The following is a 25,400-nucleotide window of genomic DNA, read 5'->3' on the forward strand; positions in this document are numbered from 1 at the left end:
CGGTCGGCCGAGGAGGCGCGGGTCGTCATCACGACGCCACCAGATGAACATGACGCCACCTTTTCTCGTGGCGTCGTGTCCATCTTCTGGCGTCGTGCGGGGGTGACGCGCTGTTCAGCTGACGTCGCGCGGGGGTGACGCGCTGGTCAGCTGGCGTCGCCGACGGCGCGCAGGTGCGGGGCCGGGGCGGCGGCCGCGCGCGTCTCGGTGAGGCCGAACAGCGCCTCGAGCCCGTCGCGGAACTCCTCGCCGCGGCCCTCGCGGGCCAGCTCTCGCGCCCGCACCGACGGGGTGTGGAGCAGCACGCCGGCCAGGTGACGCAGCGCGGCCTCGGTGCGGTCGGACGAGTCGCCGCGCGACCGTGCCCGCTCGATCTCGGAGTCGAGCAGGTCGAAGACGTGCTTGCGCAAAGCGACGACCGCGGGGGTCAGCGACTGCTCGGCGGCGACGGCCTGGAACTCGGCGGCGGCCGTCGACACGAGCGCGCGGGCGTCGTCGGCGGCGGTGAGCTCGGCGAGCGGAGCGTGCAGGCTGATCGTCTCGAGGTCGAGCAGCTCGACGCCCTCGATCTCGGTGACCAGCGGGTCGACGTTGCGCGGCAGACCGAGGTCGATGACGAGTCGGCGTGCCCCCGGGGTGACGACGTCGGGGGTGACCACGGGCTGGGTGGTCGAGGTGCAGGTGATGAGGACATCGCACCACTCGATGGCGGTCGCGAGGTCGTCGTAGGGGGTCGCGTCGTGCTTCAGCCCGAACCAGGAGGCGCGACCCGACGACGAGTAGACGGCCAGTCGGTCGGCGCCCCGGTCGCGCAGTGCGGCGACCGTGGTGGCCGCGTACTGGCCGGTGCCCACGATCAGCACCCGGGCGTGGGCCCAGTCCGTGACGCGCGAGGAGGCCAGCTCGAGGGCGAGGCGGACGAGCGAGCGACCCGCGCCTCCGACGTTCGTGCGGTTCTTGACGCCCCGCGAGGTGTGCGACGCCTTCTGGAAGAGGCGTTCGAGGTCGGACGACGTCGTGCCGCCCTCGCGGGCCCGCTCGAGGGCGCGACGCACCTGACCCGAGATCTCGTCTTCGCCGATGACGACCGACTCGAGGCCGGAGCTGACGGCGAACAGGTGCTCGACGACCTCGTCGCCGGTGATGACCCGCACGCTGTCGCGGAGGTCGTCGGCCGTGACGTCGCTCGCGTCGCTCATGGTGGCGATGGTGGCCTCGACCGCGACGGCGCTGCCGGCGGTGAGGGGCTCGTCGACGTCGAGGTAGGCCTCGAAGCGGTTGCAGGTCGCGAGCACGACGGCGCCGTTGACGAAGTCGCTGCCGTCGACCAGTGTGCCGACCGCGGAGGGTGCGCCGATGCTCAACTTCTCGAGGAGGTCGAAGCTGGCGTTCCGATGGGACGCCGTCAGGCAGATGAGCACCGATCAAGAGTAACGCCCCCGGGCGCATTCGGCTGGGTGATGGCTCGACGTCGAGCGGAAGCGCGGGGTGATGCTGAGGCACGGGAATGCTCAGCCGGTGTTGCGCATTGCAACACGAGGCCCCGCCGACCACCCGCTCGGCCCGACGACAGGAGAATCATGACCATCAGCACCCAGTGGCAGCTCATCGCCCGCCCCCAGGGCGAGCCCACCCCCGACGACGTGCGCCGTGTCGAGGTGACGCTGCCCGAGCTCGGCGAGGGCGAGGTCCGGGTGCAGAACGAGTTCCTCTCCGTCGACCCCTACATGCGCGGTCGGATGAACGACGTGAAGTCGTACGTGCCGCCTTTCGCCCTGAACGAGACGATGACCGGCGGCGCCATCGGCCGCGTGGTCGAGTCCCGCTCGGGCGACCTGCCCGTCGGCGCGGTCGTGCAGCACGACCTCGGCTGGCGCGACGTGGCCCAGGGAGGCGCTGGCTCGTTCCGTGCCGTGCAGCCCGTCGACGGAGTGCCGCTGTCGGCCTACCTCGGCGTGCTCGGTCTCACCGGGCTGACCGCCTACGTCGGTCTCACGGAGATCGCCGGCATCCGCGAGGGCGACGTCGTCTTCGTCTCGGGAGCCGCCGGCGCCGTGGGCACCATGGTCGGCCAGATCGCCCGTCTCAAGGGCGCCTCGCGCGTGATCGGCAGCGCCGGATCCGCCGAGAAGGTCGAGCTGCTCACCTCGAAGTACGGCTTCGACGCGGCCTTCAACTACAAGGACGGCGACGTCACCGAGCTGCTGCGCGAGGCGGCGCCCGACGGCATCGACCTCTACTTCGACAACGTCGGAGGCGACCACCTCTCGGCCGCCCTCGACTCGTTCCGCGACGGCGGGCGCGCGGCGCTCTGCGGCTCGATCGCGAACTACAACTCGACCGGCGCCCCGGTCGGCATCACCGGCCTGACCAACATGGTCACGCGCGGCCTGATGATGAAGGGCTTCACGCTCGGGAACTACCGTCACGTCGCTCCGGCCTTCCAGGCCGAGATGGGCCCGTGGCTGGCGGACGGCGACGTCGTCCACGACGAGACCGTGGTCGAGGGCATCGACCAGGCCTTCGAGGCGTTCACCGGCCTGATGCGCGGTGCCAACGTCGGGAAGATGGTCGTCAAGGTCGGCTGACCCGCGCCTCCTCGGCCGACCCGCGCCTCCTCGGCTCCGCGGTCGTCGAGGTGACGCGACGAGGGGTCCGTCGCCCAGGCGAGACCCCCGTCGCGTCACCTCGATGCGATGCCCAGCGGGCGATGCGAGAATCTTCCGCGTGACTTCCTCCGCCTTGCCCGACCAGCACCCGCTCGCGACCGGTCTCACCGCCGACTCCCGGCTGGTGCGGGCCCTGCGGGGCGACCGACCCGAGACCCTGCCCGTGTGGTTCATGCGGCAGGCCGGGCGCTCGCTGCCCGAGTACCGCGAGCTGCGCGTCGGCACCAAGATGCTCGACGCCTGCCTGACGCCCGACCTCGCCAGCGAGATCACGCTGCAGCCGGTGCGCCGGCACGGGGTCGACGCGGGCATCTTCTTCAGCGACATCGTCGTGCCGATCAAGCTCGCCGGGGTCTCGGTCGACATCGTGCCCGGGCGCGGCCCCGTGCTCGAGACGCCGATCCGCACCGCGGCCGACGTCGCCGCCCTCCGACCCCTCGACGACGAGGCCCTTGCGCCGATCGCCGCGGGCGTCGCCCAGACCGTCGCCGAGCTGGGCAGCACGCCGCTGATCGGATTCGCCGGGGCGCCCTTCACCCTCGCCGCGTACCTCGTCGAGGGCGGTCCGTCGAAAGACCACATCCGCGCGCGCACCCTGATGCACAGCGATCCCGACACCTGGGAGGCGCTGCTCACCTGGGCGGCGGACGTCACCGGGGCGTTCCTCCGCGCCCAGGTGCTCGCGGGTGCCAGCGCCGCCCAGCTGTTCGACTCGTGGGTCGGGTCGCTCTCGCTCGCCGACTACACGGCGAACGTGGCGCGTCACTCGGCCCGCGCGCTGTCGCACGTGGCCGACCTCGGCGTGCCGCGCATCCACTTCGGCGTCGGCAGCGGCGAGGTGCTGACCGCCATGCGCGACGTCGGCGTCGACGCGATGGGCGTCGACTGGCGCATCCCGCTCGACGAGGCATCCCGGCGGCTCGGCGGCGGCACGCCCCTGCAGGGCAACATCGACCCCGCTCTGCTGCAGGCGCCCTGGCCCGTGCTCGAGGCCCACGTGCGCGACGTCGTCGAACGCGGTCGCGCCGCCCCGGCCCATGTGCTGAACCTCGGCCACGGGGTCAACCCCGACACCGATCCCGACGTGCTGAGCCGCATCGTCGAGCTGGCGCACACGCTCTAGCCGGTCCGCTCTCGCAAGTCCGCTCTCGTAGAAGGGGCACGATCGTGTCCGACCCGCTCCGCACCTCCTCGGCCGGGATCGACCCGGTGCCCGCTGCCGGCACCGCTGCTGCCGGTGCCGCTGCGACCGGTGCGGCTGCGACCGGTGGGTCGCCGGCCGACGCGGTCGTCGTCGGGGGCGGCGTCGCGGGGCTGGTCGTCGCGCGCGAGCTGGCCCGCGGCGGTGCGAGCGTGCTGCTGCTCGAGGCGTCCGACCGTCTCGGCGGCGAGGTCGGTCGGCACACCGTCGCGGGGATCGACCTCGACTCGGGCGCCGAGAGCTTCGCCACCCGCGGCGGCACGGTGGCCGCGTACCTCGACGAGCTCGGTCTCGCCGACGACGTCGTGCTGCCCGACGGCCGCGGCGCCTGGGTGCACGAGGCCGACGGACAGGCCTTCCCGCTGCCCCGCACGGGTCTGCTCGGGATCCCCGGAGACCTCACGGACCCCGACGTGCTGCAGGTGATCGGCGTCGAGGGCGCCGCGCTCGCCGAGCGACTCGACGCGCAGCCGGCCGAGGTGGGCGCCGACGAGACGACGGTCGGCCCGTTCATCCGGGCGCGGATGGGCGACGCCGTGCTCGACCGCCTGGTCACGCCCATCGTCGGAGGCGTGCACTCGCGTCACCCCGACGACCTCCTCGTCGACCGCGTCTCGCCAGGGCTCCGCCGGGCGCTGCTGCGGGAGGGCTCGCTGGCCGCGGCCGTGCTCAGCCTCCGCGCGCTGGCCCCCGCCGGCTCGGCCGTCGCCGGTCTCCGCGGGGGCAACGCCCGCCTGGTCGACGCCCTGGTCGCCGACCTCGAGCGACTCGGCGTCGAGATGCGACTCGGTGCGGTGGTGTCGGCGCTCGACGCGTCGTCCGTCACCGTCGACGGCGAGCGACTCGTCGCCGACGCCGTGGTGCTGGCCGTGGGCGACGGTGCGGGGCGGGCTCTGGCGGGTCGCGCCTCCTCGGCTGCCGGTCTGATCACGCTCGTGACGCTCGTCATCCGCGAGCCGGCGCTCGACACCGGGCCGCGGGGCACGGGGGTACTCGTCGCCCCCGGCGCCCTCGACGTGCGGGCGAAGGCCCTCACGCACGCGACGGTCAAATGGCCCTGGCTCGCCGACCTCGCCGGCGGGCGGCACGTGCTCCGTCTCAGCTACGACTCGCCCGTCGTCGAGCCCGGCACGCCCGACGCCGAGCTGCGGGCCGTCGCGATCGCCGACGCCGCGGTGCTGCTCGGCGTGCCGATCGACCCCGACGCCGTCGAGGGCTGGGCGCGGGTCGCCTGGGACGCCCCGCTCGCCGCACCCGTCACGGACGCCGAGGAGGCGCGGGTCGCCCCCGTCGCCCCCCTCGACGGCGTGCATCGGGTCGGCGGTGCCGTGGCCGGTCGTGGTCTCGCCGCGGTCATCGCGCAGTCCCGGGCGACCGCCGCCGCACTGCTCAGCGGCGGGGTCGGGCAACTCGCGGCGCGCTCGGACTAGATTGGGGACTCGCGCGGCCGTCTGCCGTGCGCAGACCACGAATGGAGCGACATGCGAGGCAAATTGATCTTCGTCGCCGGAGGAGCCCTCGGCTTCGTACTGGGCGCCCGGGCCGGGCGAGACCGCTACGACCAGATCTCGACGACGTCGTCCAAGCTCTGGCACAGCCGCGCGGTGCAGCGTCAGGTCGCCAAGGCGGAGGACTTCGCCGGCGCGAAGACCGCCGACCTCGTCGACGCCGGGGTCAACGGCGCGAAGCTCGTGATCGTGCGGGCCTTCGGCGGGGGCAAGAAGAAGCAGAAGTCGACGACCACCGGTAAGACCCGATGACCGATTCCACCCGAAGCGACCGGATCCGGCACGACTCCGGTTCACGGACGCGCTCGCGGTCGCTCTTCACCCTGCTGCACGACGTCCCCACGCTCGTCACCGATCTCGTCAAGGGCGAGATCGCGCTGCTCAAGAGCGAGATCATGGCGACGCTCAAGGCGTTCGGCCTCGGGGCCGGCTTCGTCGTCGGCGCTCTCGTGCTGGTCTTCGCGGCGCTGGGTGTGCTGCTGACCGCGATCGTGCTGCTGATCGCCATCTGGCTGCCGGGCTGGCTCTCGGCGCTGATCGTGGCCGTGGCCCTGCTGATCGGCGCGGCCATCCTCGGCTGGGTCGGCTACAAGAAGATCAAGGTCGGCCTGCCGGTCGTCCCCGAGAAGACCCTCGCCAGCCTCCAGCGCGACCTGCGTGCCATCAAGGGCGTCGGCACCATCCCGCGCACGCGCCTCGACGAGTCCTGACGCGCTCCCTCCTTCTCCGCACCTCCTCTGCACCGATCGGAACCATCGTGAGCGACACGAACGACATCCAGGGTCACATCGACAAGACGCGCGCCGAGCTGGCCGCCACGTTGAACGAGATCGAAGACAAGCTGAACGTGCCCAAGCAGCTGGGTGCCGCGGGCCAGCGTGCGAAGGCCTCGTACGAGCACGACAAGTGGCCCTGGCTGGCCGGTGCCGGTGTCGTGGCGTTGACCGTCGGCGGCATCCTGGTCGCCGTCGTCAAGCGCCGATAGCCCCTCCCCGGAGGCCCCTCCGCGAAGGGTTCTCCACGGTTCTCTCGAACTGGAAGTACCTGGTTGGGCTCCCAGCCGGGAGAGGGGGAGAATAGCCGCATGAGTACCAGCGCCGACGGGTCGGCACCCGTGTTGCCGACGTCAGATTCACCCGCCGCCCCCTCACCCGAGGCGCCGTCGCCGGCCCCGACCGACGCGTCGTCGTCGGCCGGTGGGGGCGAGCGTCTCGGCTACACCCTGTGGGCCGTCCTCCGACGCGACCTCCAGAACCCGTTCGCACCCGACGAGGCCGACGCCGAGGCGCTCGACGCGGTCGTCGCATCGCTGGCCGCCGACGGGGTCGTCGTCCGGGGGTTCTACGACGTCAGCGCCCTGCGCGCCGACGCCGACATCATGATCTGGCTGCACGGCGAGGTGCCCGAGGCGATCCAGTCGGCCTACCGGCGGCTGCTGCGTACCGACGCCCTCGGTGGTCTCCTCCCGACCTGGAACGCCATGGGCATGCACCGCGATGCCGAGTTCTCGCGCAACCACAGCCCCGCCTTCATGCGCGGCAAAGAGCCCGAGACGTGGCTGACGGTCTACCCGTTCGTCCGCAGCTACGAGTGGTACCTGCTGCCCGAGGCCGAGCGCCGTCAGATGCTGGCCGATCACGGCAAGCAGGGCTCCGAGCACCGCGCGGTGCTGACCAACACCGTCGCGAGCTTCTCGCTCGGCGACTACGAGTGGATCCTCGCCCTCGAGGCACCCGAGCTCGTGCAGCTCGTCGACCTGATGCGCGACCTGCGCTACACCGAAGCCCGCCGTCACGTCCGTGAAGAGATCCCGTTCTTCACCGGCCGACGGATCACCACCACCGAGATCATCGAGGTTCTGTCGTGACCGACACCAGCGGAATCACCAACGGCGAGCTCGTGCGCAACGCCACCCCGGCGGCCGAGCGCGGACCCGAGCACGTCTCCGAGCCGACCGACTACGACGCGATCCTGCTGGCCGGCTTCGGCGGGCCCGAGGGCCAGGACGACGTCATCCCGTTCCTCCGCAACGTCACCCGGGGTCGCGGCATCCCCGAAGAGCGGCTCGAAGAGGTCGCGACGCACTACCGCCACTTCGGCGGCGTCAGCCCCATCAACCAGCACAACCGCGAGCTCAAGGCCGCCCTCGAGGCCGAGCTCGAGCGTCGTGGCATCGACCTGCCCGTCGTCTGGGGAAACCGCAACTGGGATCCCTACATGGCCGACGCGGTGCGCGAGGCCGACAGCCGCGGGTTCCGCAAGCTGATCGCCGTCGCGACCAGCGCCTACTCGTCGTACAGCTCGTGCCGCCAGTACCGCGAGGACTTCGCGATGGCGCTCGACGAGACCGGTCTCGCCGACACCATGCAGATCGACAAGGTGCGTCAGTTCTTCGACCACCCCGGCTTCGTCCAGCCGTTCATCGACGGTGTGCGCGACGCCCTGCTGAAGGCCCGCGCCGAGATCGACGGCCTCGACCTGTCGAGCGAGATCCAGGTGCTGTTCGCGACGCACTCGATCCCGTCGACCGACGCCGCGAAGAGCGGCCCGCAGTCGCGCGGCTTCGACGACGACGGCGCCTACGCCGCGCAGCACAAGGCAGTGGCCGAGGTCGTCATGGCGGCCGCCGAGGCTGCGCTCGAGCTCGAGATCCCCGAGGGCGGCGGCAGCACCGTGCCGTGGCAGCTCGTCTACCAGTCGCGCAGCGGCCCGCCGTCGATGCCGTGGCTCGAGCCCGACATCAACGACGCGATCGACGACCTCGCCGGTGGCCCGACGCGCGCCGTCGTGATCGTGCCGCTCGGCTTCGTCAGCGACCACATGGAGGTCATGTGGGATCTCGACAACGAGGCCCTCGAGACGAGCGAGAAGAACGGCTTCTGGGCCGTGCGCACGCCGACCCCCGGCATCGACCCGAACTACGTGACGGGCCTGGTCGACCTCGTGCTCGAACGCCGTGACGGCGTGCCGGTCGAAGACCGCCCGCACGTAACCGATCTCGGCCCCTGGTACGACGTCTGCCGCCCCGGGTGCTGCGAGAACGTCCGTCTCGGCTTCAAGCCCGCCCTCTCGGGTCTGGTGCCCTAGAGCTGTGACGACACTTCGCATCGGAACCCGCGGCAGCGCACTCGCCGTCGCCCAGTCGACCACGATCGCCGAGCGGCTCGCCCGCGAGACGGGCGCCGACGTCGAGCTCATCCGCATCAAGACCGAGGGCGACCGCACCCAGGCGACGGGCGAGTCGCTCGCCAGCCTCGGGGGCACGGGCGTCTTCGCCAGCGCACTGCGCTCGGCGCTCCTGGTCGACGAGTGCGACGTGGTCGTCCACAGCCTGAAAGACCTGCCGACCGCCTCGCACCCCGGGCTCGTCATCGGCGCGACACCCGGTCGTGCCGACGCCCGCGACGCGCTCTGCGCCCGTGACGGCTTGACCCTCGAGACCCTGCCGCAGGGCTCCCGGGTCGGCACGGGGTCACCGCGTCGCGCCGCCCAGCTGCTGGCACGACGACCGGATCTCGAGGTCGTCGACATCCGCGGCAACGTCGACACGCGCCTCCGCCGGGTCGGAGACGATCTCGACGCCGTCCTGCTGTCCGCCGCCGGTCTGGGGCGTCTCGGGCGCCTCGACGCCGCGACCGACCTGCTCGGTCTCGGCTGGTGGCCCACCGCCCCCGGCCAGGGCTCGCTGGCCGTCGAGGTCCGCGAGGGCGACCCCGACGAGACCCTCGCCCGCGGCCTCGCCGCGATCGACGACCGCGACACGCGTCTGGTCGTCTCGGCCGAGCGTCAGGTGCTGGCGCGGCTCGAGGCGGGGTGCGCCGCGCCGATCGGCGCCTCGGCCGTGGTGGACGCCGGTCTGCTGCTCCTGAGCGCCACGGTCTACAGCCCCGAGGGCGCCGGCACGGTCAGCTCGTCGCACGCCGTCTCGCTCGACGACGGTCCGCTCGAGACGCAGCTGGTCGACGTCGCCGAGGTCGCCGGCCGCGTCGTCGACGAGCTGCTCGAGCTCGGGGCGGCCGAGCTAGCCCCGATCGGCGGCGGGCCCTCCGGCGGAGACCCGGTGGGGAGCGCCTCGTGACGGCCGAGCGGCCGCTCAAGGGCACCCGCGTCCTCGTGCCCCGAGGCGGCAAGTGGGGCGACGGTGTGGCCGCGGCGCTCCGTGCGCACGGCGCCGCCCCGGTCATCGCCCCGATGATCAACTTCGCACCGGCCGAGACGCCCGAGCTGCTCGCGGCGGCCCTGGCACGACTCGAGGCCGGCGTCTACGACTGGCTCGTCGTGACGAGCGCCACCACGGTCGACGTCCTCGTCGGCAACGGCATCCGGCCCCCGGCCTCGACCCGCATCGCCGCCGTGGGCGAGACGACGGCCGCGGCCCTGACGCTGTCGGGGTACCGCGTGGACTTCGTGCCCGAGGGCGACAACTCGGCCCGGGGCCTCGTCAAGGAGTGGCCCCGAGACGACGTCCAGGGTCGCGTGCTCGTGCCCCAGTCCGACCTGGCCGAGCCGACCCTCGTCGCCGGTCTCTCCGAGCGCGGCTTCGACGCCGAGTTCGTCGCCGCCTACCGCACCGTCGGCGTCGAGGTCTCCGAGCCCGTCGCGACCGGCGTCCGCTCGGGCGACATCGGCGTCATCCTCATCACCTCGGGCAGCGTCGCCCGGCAGATCGCGGCGCAGCTCGCCCCGCTGCCCGCCAGCACACTCGTCGCCTGCATCGGGCCGCGCACGGCGTTCGACGCCCGCGCCGCCGGCTTGCCGGTGCACCTGATCGCCGAGACCCGCTCGGCGGCCGCCCTCGTCCAGGCCGTGGTCGACCACGCCCTCGACGGACGCCACTCCGATCCCGAGAAAGACTGATGTCAGAGTTCCCCCGCGTGCGCCCCCGCCGGCTGCGCGCCACCCCCGCCCTCCGCCGCCTGACGGCCGAGACGCGCCTCCACCCGTCCGACCTCGTGCTGCCCATGTTCGTGCGAGAGGGCATCGACTCGCCCGCCGAGATCTCGTCCATGCCGGGTGTCGTGCACCACAGCCTGAGCAGCCTCCCGCATGCGGTCGCCGCGGCCGCCGAGGCCGGTGTCGGCGGCGTCATGCTGTTCGGCGTGCCGCTCGAGAAGGACGCCGTGGGCTCGGGGGCCACCGACCCCGAGGGCATCCTCAACGTCGCGACCCGGGTCGCCGTCGACGCGGCGCAGGGCGCCCTCGTCGTGCAGACCGACCTCTGCCTCGACGAGTTCACCGACCACGGCCACTGCGGCGTCCTCGCGGCGGACGGCTCGGTCGACAACGACGCGACGCTCGAGCGCTACGACGCGATGGCCGTCGTGCAGGCCGAGGCGGGCTCGCAGCTGATCGGCATGAGCGGCATGATGGACGGCCAGATCGGCTCGGCCCGTGACGCCCTCGACGAGGCCGGATTCTCGAACACCGCGTTGCTGGCGTACTCGGCGAAGTACGCCTCGGCGTTCTACGGGCCGTTCCGCGAGGCGGTCCAGTCGACGCTCGTGGGCGACCGCCGCACGTACCAGCTCGACGCGGCGAACGGCCGCGAGGGCCTCCGCGAGGTCGACCTCGACATCGCCGAGGGCGCCGACATCGTCATGGTGAAGCCGGCCATGAGCTACCTCGACGTGCTCGCCGAGACCGCCGCCACGAGCACCGTCCCGGTCTGGGCGTACCAGATCAGCGGCGAGTACGCGATGATCCAGGCCGCCGCCGCCAACGGCTGGATCGACCTCGACGCCGCGTCGTACGAGAGCGTGCTGTCGATCAAGCGCGCCGGGGCCGACGCGATCCTGACGTACTGGGCGACCGAACTGGCCACGCGCCTCCGGGAAGGACGCATCTGATGGGCATCGACCGCGACGACCGCACCAACGACGGCTTCTTCGCCCGAGCGAAGCGCTCCATCCCCGGCGGGGTGAACTCGCCTGTCCGCGCCTACGGCTCGGTCGGGGGCACACCCCGGTTCCTGGTGGGTGCGAAGGGGGCCTACGTCACCGACACCGAGGGTCGCGAGTACGTCGACCTGGTTGCGTCGTGGGGCCCGGCCATCCTCGGCCACACGCACCCCGAGGTGCTCGAGGCCGTGCAGAAGGCCGCCGCGCGCGGCCTGTCGTTCGGGGCGTCGACGCCGGGTGAGACCGAGCTCGCCGAGCTCGTGCGCGAACGGGTCTCCGTGGGCGACGCCCGGCCGATCGGCAAGATCCGCATGGTGTCGACCGGCACCGAGGCGACCATGACGGCCATCCGGCTCGCCCGCGGTTTCACGGGTCGCGACCTGCTGGTGAAGTTCGCCGGTCACTACCACGGCCACTCCGACTCGCTTCTCGCCGAGGCCGGCTCGGGTGTCGCGACGCTCTCGATGCCCGGCTCGGCCGGCATCACCGAGGCGACCGCGGCGCAGACCCTGGTGCTGCCGTACAACGACCTCGACGCCGTCCGCCAGGCGTTCGCCGAGCACGGACCGCGGATCGCCGCCGTCATCGTCGAGGCCGCCGCGGCCAACATGGGCGTGCTCGCCCCGCGACGGGGGTTCAACCGCAGTCTCTCCGAGATCACCCGCAGCAACGGCTCGCTGCTGATCGTCGACGAGGTGCTGACCGGGTTCCGGGTCGGGCCCGCCGGCTGGTGGGGTCTCGAGGCCGCCGACGTCGTCCCCGACGGCAGCGGGTGGGAGCCCGACCTCGTCACCTTCGGCAAGGTCATCGGCGGGGGCATGCCGTTGGCGGCGCTCGGCGGACGTGCCGACGTGATGGACTACCTCGCCCCTCTCGGCCCCGTCTACCAGGCCGGCACGTTGAGCGGCAACCCGGTCGCCGTGGCGGCCGGCACGGCGACGCTCCGACTGGCGACTCCCGAGGTCTACGCGACGCTCGACTCGGTCGCCGACCGGCTGTCGGTCGCCGTCTCGGAGGCCCTGTCGGCCGAGGGCGTCGAGCACACCGTGCAGCGCGCCGGTTCGCTCTTCTCGTTCGCCTTCACACCCGACGCCCCGCGAGACTACGACGACGTGCGCGCCCAGCAGACCTGGCGCTACCCGCCGTTCTTCCACGCGATGCTCGACGCCGGGGTGAACCTGCCGCCGTCGGTGTACGAGGCCTGGTTCGTCACGGCGGCGCACGACGAGACTGCGGTGTCACGCATCCTCGACGCGCTGCCCGCAGCCGCCAAGGCCGCCGCGGCCGCGGCCGCGCCCGCCGCCGACTAGCCGCCGGGCCTCTGATCGAAGTGACCCGAAGGGGGCGTCGGCACCGGCCGAGGGCTCGATTCGGGTCACCTCGATCGGGCTGGGCGCCCGCGGCCCCGACTCGTTCATCGAAGTGACCCAGAAGGGGGCATCGGCACCGGCCGAGGGCCCGTTTCGGGTCACCTCGATGCGGCCGGGCGGCCCCGACGGGTGCGCGCAGACCAGCGGCCGGCGACGCGCTCGATCACCAGCGGGTGGTCGAACGCCGCCGAGACGAGCTCCGAGGTCAGCACGTCGTCGGCCGGCCCCTGCGCGAAGACGCGTCCGTCGCGCAGCAGCACCGCATGACTCGTGCTGGCCGGCAGGTCCTCGAGATGATGCGTCACCGTCACCGAGGCGACGTCGGGGTGGCTCGCCCGCACCTCGTCGAGGGTGTCGAGCAGGTGCTCGCGCGCGGCGACGTCGAGACCCGTCGCGGGCTCGTCCAGCAGCAGCAGCGCGGGCGACGCGAGCAGCGCGCGGGCGATCAGGGCGCGACCCCGCTCTCCTTGCGACAGCACCGACCAGCGGGCCATGGAGCGGGCCCCGAGTCCGACGGAGGCGGTCAGCGATCGCGCCCGCGCCTCCTCGGCGGGTGTCGGCGACCAGCGGGCGACGGGGTCGCTGCTGCCGGTGAGCCCGGTCAGCACCACCTCGAGCACCGTGTTGTCGCGCAGCATGCGATGCCGCGGGTCGACGTGGCCGATGCGTCGGCGCAGCTCGCTCAGGTCGACGCGACCGAGCCGTCGTCCCAGCACGTCGACCGTGCCCGAGGTGGGGTGGCCGAGGGCGCCGCAGAGGGTGAGCAGCGTCGTCTTGCCTGCTCCGTTCGGGCCGATGAGGGCCCAGTGCTCGGCGGCCCGCACGCGCAGCGAGACACCGGCGAGCAGATCGCGACCCGCACGGGCGACCCGGACGTCGGCCACGTCGAGCACCACCGGTGCGGTGCTCGACGTGATCGACGTCGGCGTCACGAGAGGTAGACGCCCGCCTCGCGGACCTGCTCGTGGAACTCGGCCAGACGCTCGGGCTGCGTGCGGACCGCCTCGGCCGCGGCCTGAGCGTCACCCTCGGCCACCGCGTCGCGCAGCGTCTTCGTGAATGCGAGGGCGGCGTCGAAGTCGAACAGACCCTGCGACGACGGGCGGCGGATGAGGAGAAGGAGGCGCGGGCCGGTGTTCGCCCACAGTCGCGCCAACGAGGTGCTCGCGCTGGCCTCGAGCAGCAGCTCGTTGAAGCGGACGAGCGCGCGGTCGTCTTCGGGCTTCTTCGCCGCGAACGCCTTCGCGCGGGCGTCGAGGATCTTCAGGGCCTCGGTGCGCTGAGCGGCACCCAGACGCGCGACACCGCGCTCGACGAAGAGCGCCCAGACGGCGTAACCGACATCGATGGTGTCGACGAACTCGTCGAAGGTGGGGTGCACGATGCGCGTGTACCGGTTCGCCTCGATGTCGACGAGCGCCTGGTCGGCGAGCTTCGCGATGGCCTCGCGGACGGGCGTGCGCGAGACGCCGAGCCAGGCGACCAGCTGGTCGTCGTTCAGTCGTTCGCCGAACTCGAGGGTGCCGTCGATGATCGCGTCGAACATCTTGTCGTAGACGACGTCGCGCAGCAGGCGGCGGGGGGCGGGCGGCTGGTCGGTGAGCGTGGGGATCGGCATCGGGCACTCCTGGGTCGGGCGGAGGGTGGGAGGTGCGGGCCGACTTCCCTGCGTCGGCCCGCACATGAGGCGGTGCTGTGGTGCGGTGCTGCGGTGGTGCGGTCTTGCGGTCTTACGGTCTTGCTGTGCTGCGGCTCAGTGTCCGAGCGGGGTCACGACGGGGTCGAGAGAAGGGCCCCGTCGACCTCGACGGCCTCGAGGTGGCGGAGGTTCGCCTCGTTCAACGGGATGAACGCGGCGATGGCGAGGTCGATGTCGCGTCGGCGGACGGCCTCGCGGATGCGGTTCAGGAAGTCCGTCGTGAGCTCCCACTGCCAGTGGTTGAGCACGGGCTTCGACATGAACATGACCCGCGCGTTGACGAGGCGCTCGGCGCTGTCGAGCAGCGGGTTGCCGACCTTCGTGCGGAGGTACGCCGGCACGGCCTGGAAGTCGCCGAGGCCGCCGACGTCGCGGGCGTGGAGGCGACCGAGGGCCGTGTCGACCAGGTCGGTGAACTCGTCGACGTCGGAGTCGGAGAGCAGCGGGATCGCCCATCGCGCGGTCAACTCGTTCAGCCCGGCGTACACCTGCAGCGCATGCCGATAGAGATCGAAGTCGGGCATCGCGATGCGCGTGTAGCGGTTGGCCTCCATCTCGACGAGGCCGTAGTCGACCAGCTTGGCGATCGCCTCGCGGATGGGCGTGCGCGAGACGCCGAGCCAGGTGACCAGCTCGTCGTCGTTGAGGCGCTCGCCGGGCTGCAGCGTTCCGTCTTCGATCGCGGACAGCATCTTGTCGAACACGACGTCACGGAGGAGGCGGCGGGGGGCCGGGTTCTCGGGGCCGGTGGGGATGGGCATGTATCAGACCTTCAATGCGCGAGGAAGTATCGATTATCCGGTACTTTACTCGACCGCTGCGAAACATGTCGAGGCCCCACGCTCAAGGCCCCGCCCTAGGGGCCGACCCGCGGGGTTCCGCCGGAGACCGTCGTGTCAGGCGCCCACGCGCACGACCGTGCGTCCGCGCACGCGCCCGGCGACGATCTCGGGGCCGAGGGCGACGACCTCATCGAGGGTCGTCTCGGTGGTCAGCGAGTCGAGCAGCTCGAGGTCGAGGTCGGTCGCGAGCCGCGACCACGCCTCCTGGCGGAGTGCCAGGGGGGCCTCAACCGAGTCGATGCCGGCCAGGGTGACCGACCGCAGGATGAACGGCAGCACCGTCGTCGTGAGGTCCGAGCCCTGAGCGAGGCCGCAGGCCGTGACCGTGCCGCCCCAGGCGGTCTCGGCGAGCACGCTCGCGAGGGTCGTGCTGCCGACCGAGTCGACGGCGCCGGCCCAGCGGGGGCGTCGAAGCGGCTTCCCCTGCTCGCCGAGCTCGGCGCGGTCGATGACGGACGAGGCGCCCAGCGACCGCAGGTACGGCCCCAGCTCGTCGGCCCGACCCGAGGAGGCGGTGACCGAGTACCCGAGGCGACTCAAGATCGCGACGGCGACCGATCCGACGCCTCCGGCGGCGCCGGTGACGACGATGTCGCCGTCGCCCGGTCGCACGTCGCGCTCGAGACGGAGCACGCTGAGCATCGCGGTCAGACCGGCCGTGCCGATCGCTGCCGCACGCCGGGCGTCGATGCCGTCGGGCACGGCCACGAGCGTGGCGGTGTCGACGACGGCGCGTTCGGCGAAGCCGCCGTCTCGCGTCTCGCCGAGACCTGCGCCCGTGGCGACCACCAGGTCGCCGACCGCGAACGACGAGGTCGACGAGGCGGATGAAGGTCCGCCGCTCGAGACCGGCCCGCCGCTCGAGACCGGCCCGCCGCTCGAGACCGGTCCGCCGCTCGAGACCGGCCCGACGGCCGCGATCGTCCCGACGAGATCGATGCCCGGTACGAGCGGGCTGACCCGTGCGACACCCGGGTCGCCCGCGAGGGCGAGGCCGTCTTTGTAGTTCAGGCCCGACCAGAGGACGTCGACGACGACCTGGCCGGGCTCGAGGCCGTCGCCGTCGGGCCCGGGCCCCACCTCTCGGAGAGACGCGGGATGACCCTTCTCGACGACGACGGCTCGCATGGGCGTCAGGCTACGCGGAGTCGCGCGGCGTGGTGCTGCGCGGCGTGGTGCCGAGAGGCGACGTGCCGACGGTCTGGTCGGACGCCGCACCGGCACGCCCGCCCAGGAACCCGCCCAGGGCGCCGACGAGGTCGAGACCCGTCGTGGCCTTGACGACGTCCTGCAGCTGGGTCATGTTGTTCGCCACCGACTTGGTGAGCTCGTTCGCCCCGTCCGTCGACACGACGGTGAGGGTGTCGATGTTGCTCATCGGCGCCGCCATCTCGCGGGCGATGTCGGGCAGGCGCGAGATGACCTGCGACGCGAGCGCCGCCTGGCCGAACTTGCCCTGCGCCTCGGCGAGGGCGTCGACGGCCTCGGCCTCGGCCAGACCCTTCGCCTTGATGGCCGCGGCCTCGGCGCGACCGGCGGCCTCGACGGCTGCGGCCTCGTTCTCGGCGGCGGCGCGGGCGGCGTCGGCGAGCTGCGTGCGGCGGAACGCCTCGGCCTCGACGGCGGCGTTGGCGGCGTCGCGCTCGGCCTCGGCGTTCTGGACGGCGGCGTACGCGGCGGCCTCGGCGGGCTGACGCACGTCGATGTTCAGGCGCTCCTGGTTGACCTTGGCCTGCTCGGCGACGGCGATGCTCTCCTGCTCGGCGACCAGCTTGTCCTGCGTGGCACGGGCCAGCTCGCCGGCGGCGGATGCCTCGGCGTTGGCGCGATCGGTCTCGGCCTTGATCTGCGCCTGGCGCACGTCGAGCTGCAGCTGACGCTCGGCGGTCTGCTGCGTGTTGCCGATGCGGGCCAGGGCGGCGATGCGCTCTGCCTCCGCCTCGGCGACGTCGGCGTTCTGCTTGGCGACGGCGGCCTCGGCGCGACCGCGGTCGGCGAGGTAGGTGCTGCCCGGGGTCTCGATCTCGCGGATGTTCATCGTCTCGATCTGCAGACCGAGCTCGGCGAGCTCGCCCTTCGTCTCGTTGACGGCGTCGGCCGCGAGGCGCGAGAAGTTCTTGACCAGGTCGTCGACCGGCTGCCCGCCGATCAGACCGCGGATCGAGCCCTCGAGCGACTGCTGCACGATGACCGGCAGCTGCTGCTGCTGCAGCAGGTAGCGCTGCGCGGCGCGGCGCACGCCGTCTTCGGTGCCGGTGACCTTGAAGTTGACCGTGGCCTTGACCGCGGTGCGGATGTAGTTGGCGTCGATCGCCTGGACCTCGACGGGGGTCTGGTACTGCTCGAGGCTGAGCTTGAAGCCCTCTTGGAAGATGGGCCAGACGAACGTGCGGCCCCCGATGATGACCTTCTGCGGGCTCGAGATGCCCCCGCCCTCGGAGCGCTCGGCACCACGGCCGACGACGATCAGCGCCTCGTTCGGCGGGACGCGGCGCACGCGGCTGGCGATGAACGACAGCAGCGCGATGGCGATGACGACCGCGACGACGATGGCGACGACGCTGGTGTTGCCGGAGATGAAGTCCACAGGGCTTCTCGTTTCTCTTTCGGTGGTGCAGGGCGGTTGTCAGGGGGGCCGGGGGAGCCTAGGAGGCGCGGGTCGGCTCGGAGTCGTCGCGCACGACCTCGACGCGCGGCCCGGACTCGGCCACCACGCGGATGCGTGTGCCGCGCTCGATGCGCACGTCGCTGACGGCGAGACGCCGTTCGAGTTCGCGGACGCCGTCGAGCCGGACCTCGCCGCCGGTCGGCGTGATGGTCTCGGTGGCGGTGCCGACGAAGCCGACGGGCGACCAGTGGCCGCCGGTCTCGCGTCTGGTCACGCGGCGGATGACGATCTGGATCAGCACGAGCGCGACGAGCGCCATCGCGACGGCGATGGCGTACGTCCACCCCGAGGGCAGACCGCTCTGCAGCGTGACGATGCCGGCCAGGCCGAAGATGGCGAGGGCCGCACCGACGGCGACGCCCGAGACGAGGCCGTCGCCGATGTCGAAGACGTCGAGCAGATCGCCCACGACGATGCTGACCAGGAGGACGACGAGCCCCACCGACCCGACGACGATGAACGTGACCATGCATCGAGACTGTCAGATGACGACGCCTCGCGTCTCGCCTGCGCGGGGGAATGTGGACGGATCCGTCCGTGTGGAGGCGACCCGCGCCTCCTCGGCTCAGCCGAAGAGGATCGCGGCCTCGTCGTAGCGGTGCTGCGGCACGGTCTTCAGGCTGTCGAGCGCCTCCTCGAACGAGACGTGCACGATGTCCGTGCCGCGCAGGGCGACCATGCGCCCCCAGCGCCCCTCCTGCACGGCGTCGCTCGCCGCGAGACCGAGACGCGTCGCGAGCACTCGGTCGTACGACGTCGGGGTGCCGCCGCGCTGGATGTGCCCCAGCGTCGTCGCGCGCGTCTCGATGCCGGTGCGCTCCTCGATGATCGGGGCGAGGCGCTCGCCGATGCCGCCGAGACGCGGGCGGCCGAAGGCGTCGAGACCGCGCTCGGAGTGCACGTCGGTGCCCTGGTCGGGCACGAAGCCCTCGGCGACGACCACCAGAGGTGCGCGCCCTCGGTCGTAGGCGGACTTCACCCACGCGACGATCTGGTCCATGCTCGTCGCCTGCTCGGGGATGAGGATCGCGTGCGCACCCGACGCCATGCCCGAGTGCAGCGCGATCCAGCCGACGTGGCGGCCCATGACCTCGGCCACCATGCAGCGGCTGTGCGACTCGCCCGTGGTGCGGAGGCGGTCCATCGCATCGGTCGCGATCTGCACGGCCGTGTCGAAGCCGAAGGTGTAGTCGGTGGCGCCGAGGTCGTTGTCGACCGTCTTCGGCACGCCGACGATCTTGAGGCCGGCGTCGGTCAGGCGCTTCGCGGCCGCGAGGGTGCCCTCGCCGCCGATCGCGATCATGGCGTCGATGCCGTGGCGCTCCATGTTCTCGGTGATCCGCGCCACGCCGCCGTCGCCCTCGAAGGGGTTCGTGCGGCTCGTGCCGAGGATCGTGCCGCCTTGCTTCGCGATGCCCTGGATGTCCTTGCGGGCGAGAGGCACGATGTCGGCGTCGACCACCCCCCGCCAGCCGTCGCGGAACCCGACGAACTCCTGCCCGTGGATCTGCGTGCCCTTGAGGACGGCTCCGCGGATGACGGCGTTGAGTCCAGGGCAGTCGCCGCCGCTGGTGAGGATTCCGATTCTCATCGTGATGCTCCATCGCAAGGTCGGGCCCGGCCCGGAGGGCCGAGGTCGATCCCATCATGGCGTACTACCGTGGATGCATGACCGACCAGTCCACGCCGCGACCCCCGTCGCCGTGGGCGCGCTTCACCCGACCCGCACCCGGTGAGGATCGCGCGATCCCCCTCGCCGCGCCTCCTCGGCCGGTGAACACCCTGCCGGAGGCACGGGTCGCGTCGACCGCGCCGGTCGCCCCGCAGACCTGGTCGCCCGAGGCGCCCGAGCGCACGCCGTCCGGTCAGGGCGCGGCCGGGTCCGCTGCGGAGGGCACGCCGGCCCCCGATCACCGGGCCCGCGACGCCGACTTCGACTCGTACTTCGCGCCCGCGGACGACGACGTCTGGGACGCTCCGCGGCCTCGGCACGAGGACCCGGGGCACGGCCTGGCCGTCGCGTCGGTCGTCTTCGGCGTCTTCTTCGCGCCGCTCGGCATCGTGCTGGGGCTGGTCGCCGCCCACCGGTCGTCGCACGCCGGCTTCTCGCGTCGGCTGGCCCTGACCGGCGTCGCGATCGGCGGCGTCGTGCTGATCGCGAGCATCGTCTACGGCGTCAGCGCCCTCGACTACCTCGCACGGCTGTCGGCGACCTGCGCCCAGCTCGGCTCGGGCGAGTACGTCGACCCGGCCGGGCGCGAGGTCACCTGCGGCTGAGAGGCCCTCAGCCGGGTCGCCCTCAGCCGGGTCGCCCCCAGCCGGGCCGCGCGCAGCCGGGTCGGACCCGGAGTCGCGCGCAGCCCAGTCGCCTCAGAGGCGGACGGTGCCCGTGTCGGCGATGTTCTCGGGGTGACCGCCGGTGATCGCTGCCTTCGCGTACTTCAGCATCGTGATCGCCTTGGGCTCGTTGCTCACCCAGTACTCGGCCGTCTCGACGTCGACCTCGAGCAGCGCGACGGTCGGGTCGTCTCGACCCTGGTCGAACCATGCCTCGGCCGCGGTGGTCCACAGCTCGTCGATGATCTCGGCGTCCTTGACGACGGTCGCCTTGCCCGAGAGCGACAGGTAGCCCTTGCCGGTCTCGACCGCGACGTTGACCTGAGGGTGCGCGCGCACGTCGTCCGTCTTGGGTGACGGGTCGGGCGTGAAGAAGTAGACCTTGCCGTCGAACTCGCGGTCGACGATGGCCAGGGGCCGACTGACCAGGTGCTGGCTGCTGCCCTGGGTCGTGAGGATGCCGATGCGGCCCTTGTCGAGCACCTCGGAGATGCGCTTGATGTCGTTCGTGTCCGTCATGGCTGCGACGGTACGCCGGAGGCGCGGTGCGAGTCACAGTGAACCGCGCCTCCTCGTCCGCAGGCGTCGCAGACCACCAGCTGCTCGCGGCACTGCACGTCGCTGCAGTTCTGCATCCGCTTCGTGGCGTCTCCGCATCGCACGCAGCGGCCGAGCACCGCGGTGTGGTCGGAGAAGTCGACCGAGCCGCGCCCGTCGAAGACGTAGAGCGAGCCGTCCCAGACGCCGTCGTCGCCGAAGCGCTCGCCGTAGCGGACCACCCCGCCCTCCAGCTGGTACACGCGGGAGAACCCGCGGCTCGTCATCAACGAGCTGAGCACCTCGCAGCGGACCCCGCCGGTGCAGTACGTCACGATCGGCTCGTCCTTCAGGTGGTCGTAGCGCCCGCTCTCGATCTCGGCGACGAACTCGCGCGTCGTGGCGACGTCGGGCACGACCGCGTCGCGGAACCGCCCGATGCGCGACTCGAACTCGTTGCGGCCGTCGAAGAAGGTCACCTGCTCGCGGTCCATCAGCTCGTGGAGGTCGTCGGGGCTGAGGCGGGTGCCGCCGCCGACGACGCCCTGCTCGTCGACGCGCAGCTCGTCGGGGGCGCCGAAGGTGACGATCTCTTCGCGGACCTTGACCGACAGCTTGGGGAAGTCGTGACCGGTGCCCTCGCTCCACTTCGCGTCGACGCCCGCGAAGGGGGCGTACTCGCGCGTGGTCCGCAGGTAGCGCTTGACGTCGGCGAGCTCGCCGCCGACCGTGGCGTTGATGCCGTGCGGCGAGAGCACGATGCGGCCGGTCAGGTCGAGCGAGCGGCAGAGCTCGCGCTGCCAGAGGCGGATGGCCTCGGGGTCGGCGAGCGGGGTGAAGACGTAGAACAGCAGGATCTTGGGGACGGCCACCGGACGAGTGTAGCCATCGGTAGTCAGGGGCTGGATGATAAATGCACTATTCTGGGATGTGGCACGACAGGTCGACCGGTCGGTGCCGCCACCCACCATGAGGAGGATCGATGCCCATCCCGACGACCCCGTCGCCCACCCTCTGCCGGCGTCTCCACCGCGACGAGGTCTTCGAGCTCGTCCTCGAGGCGATCGTGTCGGGGCAGCTCGGCGAGGGCGAACGCCTGCACGACACCGATCTCGAAGACTGGCTCGGCGTCTCGCGCACACCCATCCGCATGGCGCTCGCCCGCTTGGAAGACCTCTCTCTCGTCGAGACGGTGCCCAAGCGGTACACGCGGGTCAGCACCGCGCGCCCGTGGCTCGTCCGGCCTCTGCTGTCGACGCTCTGCTCGCTCGCCGATCTCGCGCTCGCCGAGGCGATCGCCGACGACGCGGCCCGGGTCGCGGTGGCGGCGGCGCTCGACGGTCCGCTGCCGGTGGACGAGGAGGCGCGGGTCGCATCGCCGACCGCGCCCCCGGTCATCGAGGCGCTCGTCTCCGCCGCCGAGGCGATGGCCACGGCGTCGTCGAACCGGCGGCTCGCTCAGCTGATGGGCCATTTCGGCCCCACGGTGCTGTTCCATGCCCGCTTCATCGGCGACGATCTCGACGAGGCGGGGCTGTCGGCGGCGCTGGCCGCCCTCGGCGCCGCCGTGGCCCGTGCCGACCTCGACGCCTCACGCGTCGCCCTCGCCGAGATCGCGTCGGCGCCGGTGCTGCTCTCGGTCGTGCGTGCCGGCAGAGCGGCGGCGTGACGACCGGTGGTGTCAGTAGGCGCCGACGGGGCGGATGACCGCTCGGACCGTCCGCGCCAGGACGACGGCGTCCGTCGCCGGAGTCCAGTCGTGGACGTACGAGAGATCGAGGTCGAGCCCGTCGTCCCATGGGAGGTCGGAGCGGCCGCCGACCTGCCACGGGCCGGTCAGGCCGGGCAGCACGAGCAGTCTCTGACGCGCCCGGTCGCAGTACCGGTCGACCTCGCGGAAGAGCGCGGGTCGTGGCCCGACGAGGCTCATGTCGCCTCGGAGGATGTTCCAGAGCTGGGGCAGCTCGTCGATCGAGTAGAGGCGCAGCACGCGACCCACCCTGGTGATGCGCGGGTCGTCGCGCAGCTTGAAGAGCGGGCCGCCGGCCTCGTTGCGGGCGACGAGATCGGCCAGGCGGGTCTCGGCGTCGACGTGCATGGTGCGGAACTTCAGCATCGTGAACGCCTCGCCGTCGAGCCCGGCGCGCACCTGCCGGTAGAGGACGGGCCCGCGACTGTCGAGTCGCAGGGCGAGGGCCGTGACGAGAGCCAGGGGCAGCAGGGCGACGATGAGCAGGGCGGCCACCACGACGTCGACGACGCGCTTCGTCACCCGGTGGGGTCGGCGTCGGACGGGCGGCAGCTCGATGCGGATGCTCTCGGCGTGCGGGCGGAGGGGCGTCGACGTCACCGGGTCACCCGCCGGGTCTCGGGCAGGGGCGGGATGTCGTCGAGCCCGGCGACCGCGGGCCCGAGGGCGTCGCGACCGAGCAGCCCCGTGAGAGCGTCGCCCGCCTCGACCCACCGGCGATCGACGAGCGTCGCGACGAACGCGTCGAACGACGGGCGCAGGGCCGGGTGGTGCAGGTCGATCGACACGTGGCGGGAGAGGAACGCCGCGCGGTGGTCGAGGGGCTCGGCGGCCTTGCGGGTGAGGGGGTTCTCGGCGCGGTCGACGAAGACCGTCGTCTCTCGGACGACGTCGGCGCAGGTGGCGCCGTCGGCCGTCATCGCCTCGACGACGCGGTCGGCGATCTCGGCCGTCTCGTCGGTCGGGGCGTGCGCTGCAGAGCGGATGGCGTCGCCGTGCAGGATGCCGATCAGCTCGAACGTGTCGAGCAGATCGGCGACCGTGACCGATGAGATCCGGGTGTACCGGTTGGCCTCGATGTCGACGAGGCCCTGCGTCGCGAGACGCGCCAGCGCCTCCTTGACGGGTGTCTTCGAGACGCCGAGCCACGCGGCGATGTCGTCTTCGAACAGGCGCTCGCCCGGGTGCAGCGTGCCGTCGAGAATGGCGTCGAGCACCGATTCGAACGTCAGGTCACGCAGCAGTCGCCGGGGGCGGCGTGTGGAGCGGTCGGGAACTGGCATGCTGCCTCCAAGGTCGGAAGCAAAACATATCATCTGTCATTCTTTTAAGCCAGACCCGATATTCCGGTGTCGGCGGACCGCGCCGGCCGAGGGGCGCTCGGCGGGGTCCGCCCGGCCTCAGCCGGGCTGCCGCGCGTGCCAGCGGCCGCGCACGACGAGGATGCCCGCGCCGATCAAGGCGGCCACCAGCGAGCCCACCAGCACGCCGACCTTCACCACGTCGTCCTGCGCGCTGCCGGTGCCGTAGGCGAGCTCGCCGACGAGGAGCGACACCGTGAACCCGATCCCGGCGACGAACGACAGACCCAGCACGTCGGACCAGCGGAGGGTCGGGTCGAGCCGGATGCCCGGCAGGCGCGTCACGAGGAGCGACGCGCCGGTGATCCCGATCGACTTGCCGACGACCAGGGCGACGATGATCCCGAGGGCGACGCTGTCCGTCAACGACTCGGTGAGGCCGCTGACGCCGCCCACCGAGACCCCGGCCGAGAAGAACGCGAAGATCGGCACGGCCAGACCCGACGAGATCGGGCTCCAGCGCTCGGCGAAGTGGTGCGTCAGCGGGTGGCGTTCCTCTCGGCCGTCGGCCTTGACGTGCGTGACACCGGCCCGCTTCGTCGCGACCGCCGGCACCAGGAGGCCCAGGACGACGCCGGCGATGGTGGCGTGCACACCCGAGGCGTGCACGAGGGCCCATGCGGTGACGCCCAGGGGGATCAGCAGCCACCACGAGCGCACCCCGCGGCGCACGAGCACCGCGAACGCGATCAGCGGCAGGACCGCGAGCAGGAGCGGGACGAAGGCGATGCCGGCCGTGTAGAACACGGCGATGATCGTGATCGCGATGAGGTCGTCGACGACGGCGAGGGTGAGGAGGAACGTCCGCAGAGCGGGTGGGAGGTTCTTGCCGACGACGGCGATCACCGCGACGGCGAAGGCGATGTCGGTCGCCGCCGGGATGGCCCAGCCCTGCAGGGCGTCCGGTCCGGCGTTCAGGTTGATCAGCGTGAAGATGACGGCGGGCAGGATGACGCCGCCGACGGCCGCCGCGATCGGGAGGGCGGCGACCTTCGGGTCGCGGAGCGAACCCGCCACGAACTCCTGCTTGAGCTCGAGGCCGACGACGAAGAAGAAGATCGCCAGCAGGCCGTCCGCGGCCCAGGTGCCCACGCTGAGGTTCAGGTGGAGCGCCTCGGGGCCGAAGCGGAGGTCCCGGACCTCCGAGTAGAAGCCGCCGGCCGGGCTGTTGGCGATGACGAGTGCGAGCACGGTGGCCACGAGCAGCAGCAGCCCGCCCGTGGTGTCGCGGCTGACGAAGCGGGAGATGCGCTGCGCGCGGGATGCGCCTCCGGGGGCCTGCTGGGGGGAGGGGTGGGCGGACGGAGCGTCGGACATGCGTGACCTCGGGGTCGGTGGAGCGAGAAGGGGATGCGTGTCACCCGGCCTGGAGGTCGGGTGGTCTCAGCGCCGTGGCGGCGGGCAGCCGGCTATCTCGCCGTGGGCGTTGCTGCCCCACAGGCTCATCCACCCGTTCGTGCCGCACGTGCGCTTCGTCAGCACGCGGGCCTTCGGGAACGACTGCGCACGGACCGTCACGCGACGTCGCACGTGTCGGATCCGGGCGTGGCTCATGGGCTCC

General features: G+C 72.2%; 28 protein-coding genes. 14 read left to right on the forward strand and 14 right to left on the reverse strand.

What is annotated here, in order from left to right; translation table 11 throughout:
- Positions 1–146: 146 nt before the first annotated feature.
- Positions 147–1,421: a glutamyl-tRNA reductase gene (locus ACZZY9_RS09065; protein WP_463463845.1), complete on the reverse strand. Its 1,275-nt coding sequence runs from the start codon at positions 1,419–1,421 to the stop codon at positions 147–149.
- A gap of 159 nt (positions 1,422–1,580) precedes the next feature.
- Here ACZZY9_RS09065 and ACZZY9_RS09070 point away from each other — a divergent pair, with 159 nt between their 5' ends.
- From ACZZY9_RS09070 to hemL, 12 genes are all read left to right on the forward strand, one after another.
- Entirely contained in the window at positions 1,581–2,588 is a 1,008-nt protein-coding gene (locus tag ACZZY9_RS09070) for an NADP-dependent oxidoreductase (RefSeq protein WP_463463846.1), read from the forward strand.
- A gap of 103 nt (positions 2,589–2,691) precedes the next feature.
- Complete coding sequence (gene hemE, locus ACZZY9_RS09075; protein ID WP_374231402.1) at positions 2,692–3,792, forward strand: uroporphyrinogen decarboxylase; 1,101 nt, start codon at positions 2,692–2,694, stop codon at positions 3,790–3,792.
- A gap of 44 nt (positions 3,793–3,836) precedes the next feature.
- Positions 3,837–5,300, forward strand: a complete 1,464-nt coding sequence (locus ACZZY9_RS09080; RefSeq protein ID WP_463463847.1) for a protoporphyrinogen/coproporphyrinogen oxidase — start codon at positions 3,837–3,839, stop codon at positions 5,298–5,300.
- 51 nt (positions 5,301–5,351) lie between these two features.
- Complete coding sequence (locus ACZZY9_RS09085) at positions 5,352–5,630, forward strand: hypothetical protein (RefSeq protein WP_463463848.1); 279 nt, start codon at positions 5,352–5,354, stop codon at positions 5,628–5,630.
- Positions 5,627–6,088, forward strand: a complete 462-nt coding sequence (locus tag ACZZY9_RS09090) for a phage holin family protein (RefSeq protein ID WP_192061166.1) — start codon at positions 5,627–5,629, stop codon at positions 6,086–6,088. Before ACZZY9_RS09085 ends, ACZZY9_RS09090 begins: the two co-directional genes overlap by 4 nt.
- A gap of 47 nt (positions 6,089–6,135) precedes the next feature.
- Positions 6,136–6,363 (forward strand): DUF3618 domain-containing protein, encoded by a 228-nt coding sequence (locus ACZZY9_RS09095; protein ID WP_192061165.1) that lies wholly within the window; start codon positions 6,136–6,138, stop codon positions 6,361–6,363.
- Between the two features lie 99 nt (positions 6,364–6,462).
- Positions 6,463–7,245 carry a hydrogen peroxide-dependent heme synthase gene (hemQ, locus tag ACZZY9_RS09100; RefSeq protein ID WP_192061164.1) on the forward strand — a complete coding sequence of 261 codons (783 nt, stop codon included), beginning with the start codon at positions 6,463–6,465 and terminating at the stop codon, positions 7,243–7,245.
- Complete coding sequence (locus ACZZY9_RS09105) at positions 7,242–8,465, forward strand: ferrochelatase (protein WP_243215011.1); 1,224 nt, start codon at positions 7,242–7,244, stop codon at positions 8,463–8,465. The genes hemQ and ACZZY9_RS09105 overlap by 4 nt, the downstream gene beginning before the upstream one ends.
- A gap of 4 nt (positions 8,466–8,469) precedes the next feature.
- Positions 8,470–9,456 (forward strand): hydroxymethylbilane synthase, encoded by a 987-nt coding sequence (hemC, locus tag ACZZY9_RS09110; protein ID WP_463463849.1) that lies wholly within the window; start codon positions 8,470–8,472, stop codon positions 9,454–9,456.
- Positions 9,453–10,235, forward strand: a complete 783-nt coding sequence (locus tag ACZZY9_RS09115) for a uroporphyrinogen-III synthase (RefSeq protein WP_243215013.1) — start codon at positions 9,453–9,455, stop codon at positions 10,233–10,235. Before hemC ends, ACZZY9_RS09115 begins: the two co-directional genes overlap by 4 nt.
- The gene (gene hemB / locus ACZZY9_RS09120) at positions 10,235–11,224 is read left to right on the forward strand and encodes a porphobilinogen synthase (protein ID WP_243215014.1); all 990 of its coding nucleotides are present in this window, start codon (positions 10,235–10,237) and stop codon (positions 11,222–11,224) included. The genes ACZZY9_RS09115 and hemB overlap by 1 nt, the downstream gene beginning before the upstream one ends.
- Positions 11,225–11,229: 5 nt before the next feature.
- Positions 11,230–12,585, forward strand: coding sequence for a glutamate-1-semialdehyde 2,1-aminomutase (gene hemL, locus ACZZY9_RS09125; protein WP_463464661.1), 1,356 nt, complete (start codon positions 11,230–11,232; stop codon positions 12,583–12,585).
- Positions 12,586–12,743: 158 nt separating this feature from the next.
- Here hemL and ACZZY9_RS09130 read toward each other — a convergent pair whose 3' ends face one another.
- From ACZZY9_RS09130 to ACZZY9_RS09160, 7 genes are all read right to left on the reverse strand, one after another.
- Positions 12,744–13,577 (reverse strand): ABC transporter ATP-binding protein, encoded by an 834-nt coding sequence (locus ACZZY9_RS09130; RefSeq protein ID WP_463463850.1) that lies wholly within the window; start codon positions 13,575–13,577, stop codon positions 12,744–12,746.
- Positions 13,574–14,263 (reverse strand): GntR family transcriptional regulator, encoded by a 690-nt coding sequence (locus ACZZY9_RS09135; RefSeq protein WP_192061159.1) that lies wholly within the window; start codon positions 14,261–14,263, stop codon positions 13,574–13,576. Before ACZZY9_RS09135 ends, ACZZY9_RS09130 begins: the two co-directional genes overlap by 4 nt.
- Before the next feature lie 152 nt (positions 14,264–14,415).
- Positions 14,416–15,105: a GntR family transcriptional regulator gene (locus ACZZY9_RS09140; protein WP_463463851.1), complete on the reverse strand. Its 690-nt coding sequence runs from the start codon at positions 15,103–15,105 to the stop codon at positions 14,416–14,418.
- Positions 15,106–15,240: 135 nt separating this feature from the next.
- The gene (locus ACZZY9_RS09145; protein WP_463463852.1) at positions 15,241–16,314 is read right to left on the reverse strand and encodes an acrylyl-CoA reductase family protein; all 1,074 of its coding nucleotides are present in this window, start codon (positions 16,312–16,314) and stop codon (positions 15,241–15,243) included.
- Positions 16,315–16,324: 10 nt separating this feature from the next.
- Complete coding sequence (locus tag ACZZY9_RS09150; RefSeq protein ID WP_463463853.1) at positions 16,325–17,773, reverse strand: SPFH domain-containing protein; 1,449 nt, start codon at positions 17,771–17,773, stop codon at positions 16,325–16,327.
- A gap of 58 nt (positions 17,774–17,831) precedes the next feature.
- A complete protein-coding gene (locus tag ACZZY9_RS09155) occupies positions 17,832–18,323 on the reverse strand; it encodes an NfeD family protein (protein WP_243215020.1) in 492 nt (163 codons plus the stop codon).
- Positions 18,324–18,419: 96 nt separating this feature from the next.
- The gene (locus ACZZY9_RS09160) at positions 18,420–19,445 is read right to left on the reverse strand and encodes a 6-phosphofructokinase (protein ID WP_243215021.1); all 1,026 of its coding nucleotides are present in this window, start codon (positions 19,443–19,445) and stop codon (positions 18,420–18,422) included.
- A 77-nt stretch (positions 19,446–19,522) separates the two neighbouring features.
- On the opposite strand from ACZZY9_RS09160, the gene ACZZY9_RS09165 reads away from it, so the two are divergent.
- Positions 19,523–20,131 (forward strand): hypothetical protein, encoded by a 609-nt coding sequence (locus ACZZY9_RS09165; RefSeq protein WP_463463854.1) that lies wholly within the window; start codon positions 19,523–19,525, stop codon positions 20,129–20,131.
- Positions 20,132–20,224: 93 nt separating this feature from the next.
- Here the strand turns inward: ACZZY9_RS09165 and ACZZY9_RS09170 are convergent, their stop codons facing one another.
- Both ACZZY9_RS09170 and trhO read right to left on the reverse strand, forming a co-directional pair.
- Positions 20,225–20,710, reverse strand: coding sequence for a pyridoxamine 5'-phosphate oxidase family protein (locus ACZZY9_RS09170; protein WP_192061153.1), 486 nt, complete (start codon positions 20,708–20,710; stop codon positions 20,225–20,227).
- Positions 20,707–21,600: an oxygen-dependent tRNA uridine(34) hydroxylase TrhO gene (trhO, locus tag ACZZY9_RS09175; RefSeq protein ID WP_463463855.1), complete on the reverse strand. Its 894-nt coding sequence runs from the start codon at positions 21,598–21,600 to the stop codon at positions 20,707–20,709. Before trhO ends, ACZZY9_RS09170 begins: the two co-directional genes overlap by 4 nt.
- A 110-nt stretch (positions 21,601–21,710) precedes the next feature.
- On the opposite strand from trhO, the gene ACZZY9_RS09180 reads away from it, so the two are divergent.
- On the forward strand, positions 21,711–22,397 hold the full coding sequence (locus tag ACZZY9_RS09180; protein WP_463463856.1) for a GntR family transcriptional regulator: 687 nt from the start codon (positions 21,711–21,713) through the stop codon (positions 22,395–22,397).
- 12 nt (positions 22,398–22,409) lie between these two features.
- On the opposite strand, the gene ACZZY9_RS09185 is transcribed toward ACZZY9_RS09180, so the two are convergent.
- The 4 genes from ACZZY9_RS09185 to ACZZY9_RS09200 all read right to left on the reverse strand — a co-directional run bounded on the left by ACZZY9_RS09185 (position 22,410) and on the right by ACZZY9_RS09200 (position 25,393).
- The gene (locus ACZZY9_RS09185) at positions 22,410–23,078 is read right to left on the reverse strand and encodes a sugar transferase (protein ID WP_463463857.1); all 669 of its coding nucleotides are present in this window, start codon (positions 23,076–23,078) and stop codon (positions 22,410–22,412) included.
- Complete coding sequence (locus ACZZY9_RS09190) at positions 23,075–23,761, reverse strand: GntR family transcriptional regulator (RefSeq protein WP_463463858.1); 687 nt, start codon at positions 23,759–23,761, stop codon at positions 23,075–23,077. Before ACZZY9_RS09190 ends, ACZZY9_RS09185 begins: the two co-directional genes overlap by 4 nt.
- A gap of 117 nt (positions 23,762–23,878) precedes the next feature.
- Positions 23,879–25,156, reverse strand: coding sequence for a Na+/H+ antiporter NhaA (gene nhaA / locus ACZZY9_RS09195; protein ID WP_463463859.1), 1,278 nt, complete (start codon positions 25,154–25,156; stop codon positions 23,879–23,881).
- Positions 25,157–25,222: 66 nt separating this feature from the next.
- Entirely contained in the window at positions 25,223–25,393 is a 171-nt protein-coding gene (locus ACZZY9_RS09200; RefSeq protein WP_192061149.1) for a hypothetical protein, read from the reverse strand.
- Positions 25,394–25,400: the final 7 nt, after the last annotated feature.

Source organism: Frigoribacterium sp. AC394 (genome assembly GCF_979258095.1).

Excerpts from the sequence above, each read along its gene's own strand:
- ACZZY9_RS09160 (WP_243215021.1), bottom strand. The coding sequence starts at position 19,445 with ATGAGAATCGGAATCCTCACCAGCGGCGGCGACTGCCCTGGACTCAAC.
- ACZZY9_RS09135 (WP_192061159.1), bottom strand. The coding sequence starts at position 14,263 with ATGCCGATCCCCACGCTCACCGACCAGCCGCCCGCCCCCCGCCGCCTG.
- ACZZY9_RS09090 (WP_192061166.1), top strand. The coding sequence starts at position 5,627 with ATGACCGATTCCACCCGAAGCGACCGGATCCGGCACGACTCCGGTTCA.
- ACZZY9_RS09085 (WP_463463848.1), top strand. The coding sequence starts at position 5,352 with ATGCGAGGCAAATTGATCTTCGTCGCCGGAGGAGCCCTCGGCTTCGTA.
- hemQ (WP_192061164.1), top strand. The coding sequence starts at position 6,463 with ATGAGTACCAGCGCCGACGGGTCGGCACCCGTGTTGCCGACGTCAGAT.
- ACZZY9_RS09070 (WP_463463846.1), top strand. The coding sequence starts at position 1,581 with ATGACCATCAGCACCCAGTGGCAGCTCATCGCCCGCCCCCAGGGCGAG.
- ACZZY9_RS09145 (WP_463463852.1), bottom strand. The coding sequence starts at position 16,314 with ATGCGAGCCGTCGTCGTCGAGAAGGGTCATCCCGCGTCTCTCCGAGAG.
- hemE (WP_374231402.1), top strand. The coding sequence starts at position 2,692 with ATGCGATGCCCAGCGGGCGATGCGAGAATCTTCCGCGTGACTTCCTCC.
- nhaA (WP_463463859.1), bottom strand. The coding sequence starts at position 25,156 with ATGTCCGACGCTCCGTCCGCCCACCCCTCCCCCCAGCAGGCCCCCGGA.
- ACZZY9_RS09140 (WP_463463851.1), bottom strand. The coding sequence starts at position 15,105 with ATGCCCATCCCCACCGGCCCCGAGAACCCGGCCCCCCGCCGCCTCCTC.
- ACZZY9_RS09190 (WP_463463858.1), bottom strand. The coding sequence starts at position 23,761 with ATGCCAGTTCCCGACCGCTCCACACGCCGCCCCCGGCGACTGCTGCGT.
- ACZZY9_RS09200 (WP_192061149.1), bottom strand. The coding sequence starts at position 25,393 with ATGAGCCACGCCCGGATCCGACACGTGCGACGTCGCGTGACGGTCCGT.
- ACZZY9_RS09180 (WP_463463856.1), top strand. The coding sequence starts at position 21,711 with ATGCCCATCCCGACGACCCCGTCGCCCACCCTCTGCCGGCGTCTCCAC.
- ACZZY9_RS09170 (WP_192061153.1), bottom strand. The coding sequence starts at position 20,710 with ATGACGGACACGAACGACATCAAGCGCATCTCCGAGGTGCTCGACAAG.
- hemB (WP_243215014.1), top strand. The coding sequence starts at position 10,235 with ATGTCAGAGTTCCCCCGCGTGCGCCCCCGCCGGCTGCGCGCCACCCCC.
- ACZZY9_RS09165 (WP_463463854.1), top strand. The coding sequence starts at position 19,523 with ATGACCGACCAGTCCACGCCGCGACCCCCGTCGCCGTGGGCGCGCTTC.
- ACZZY9_RS09155 (WP_243215020.1), bottom strand. The coding sequence starts at position 18,323 with ATGGTCACGTTCATCGTCGTCGGGTCGGTGGGGCTCGTCGTCCTCCTG.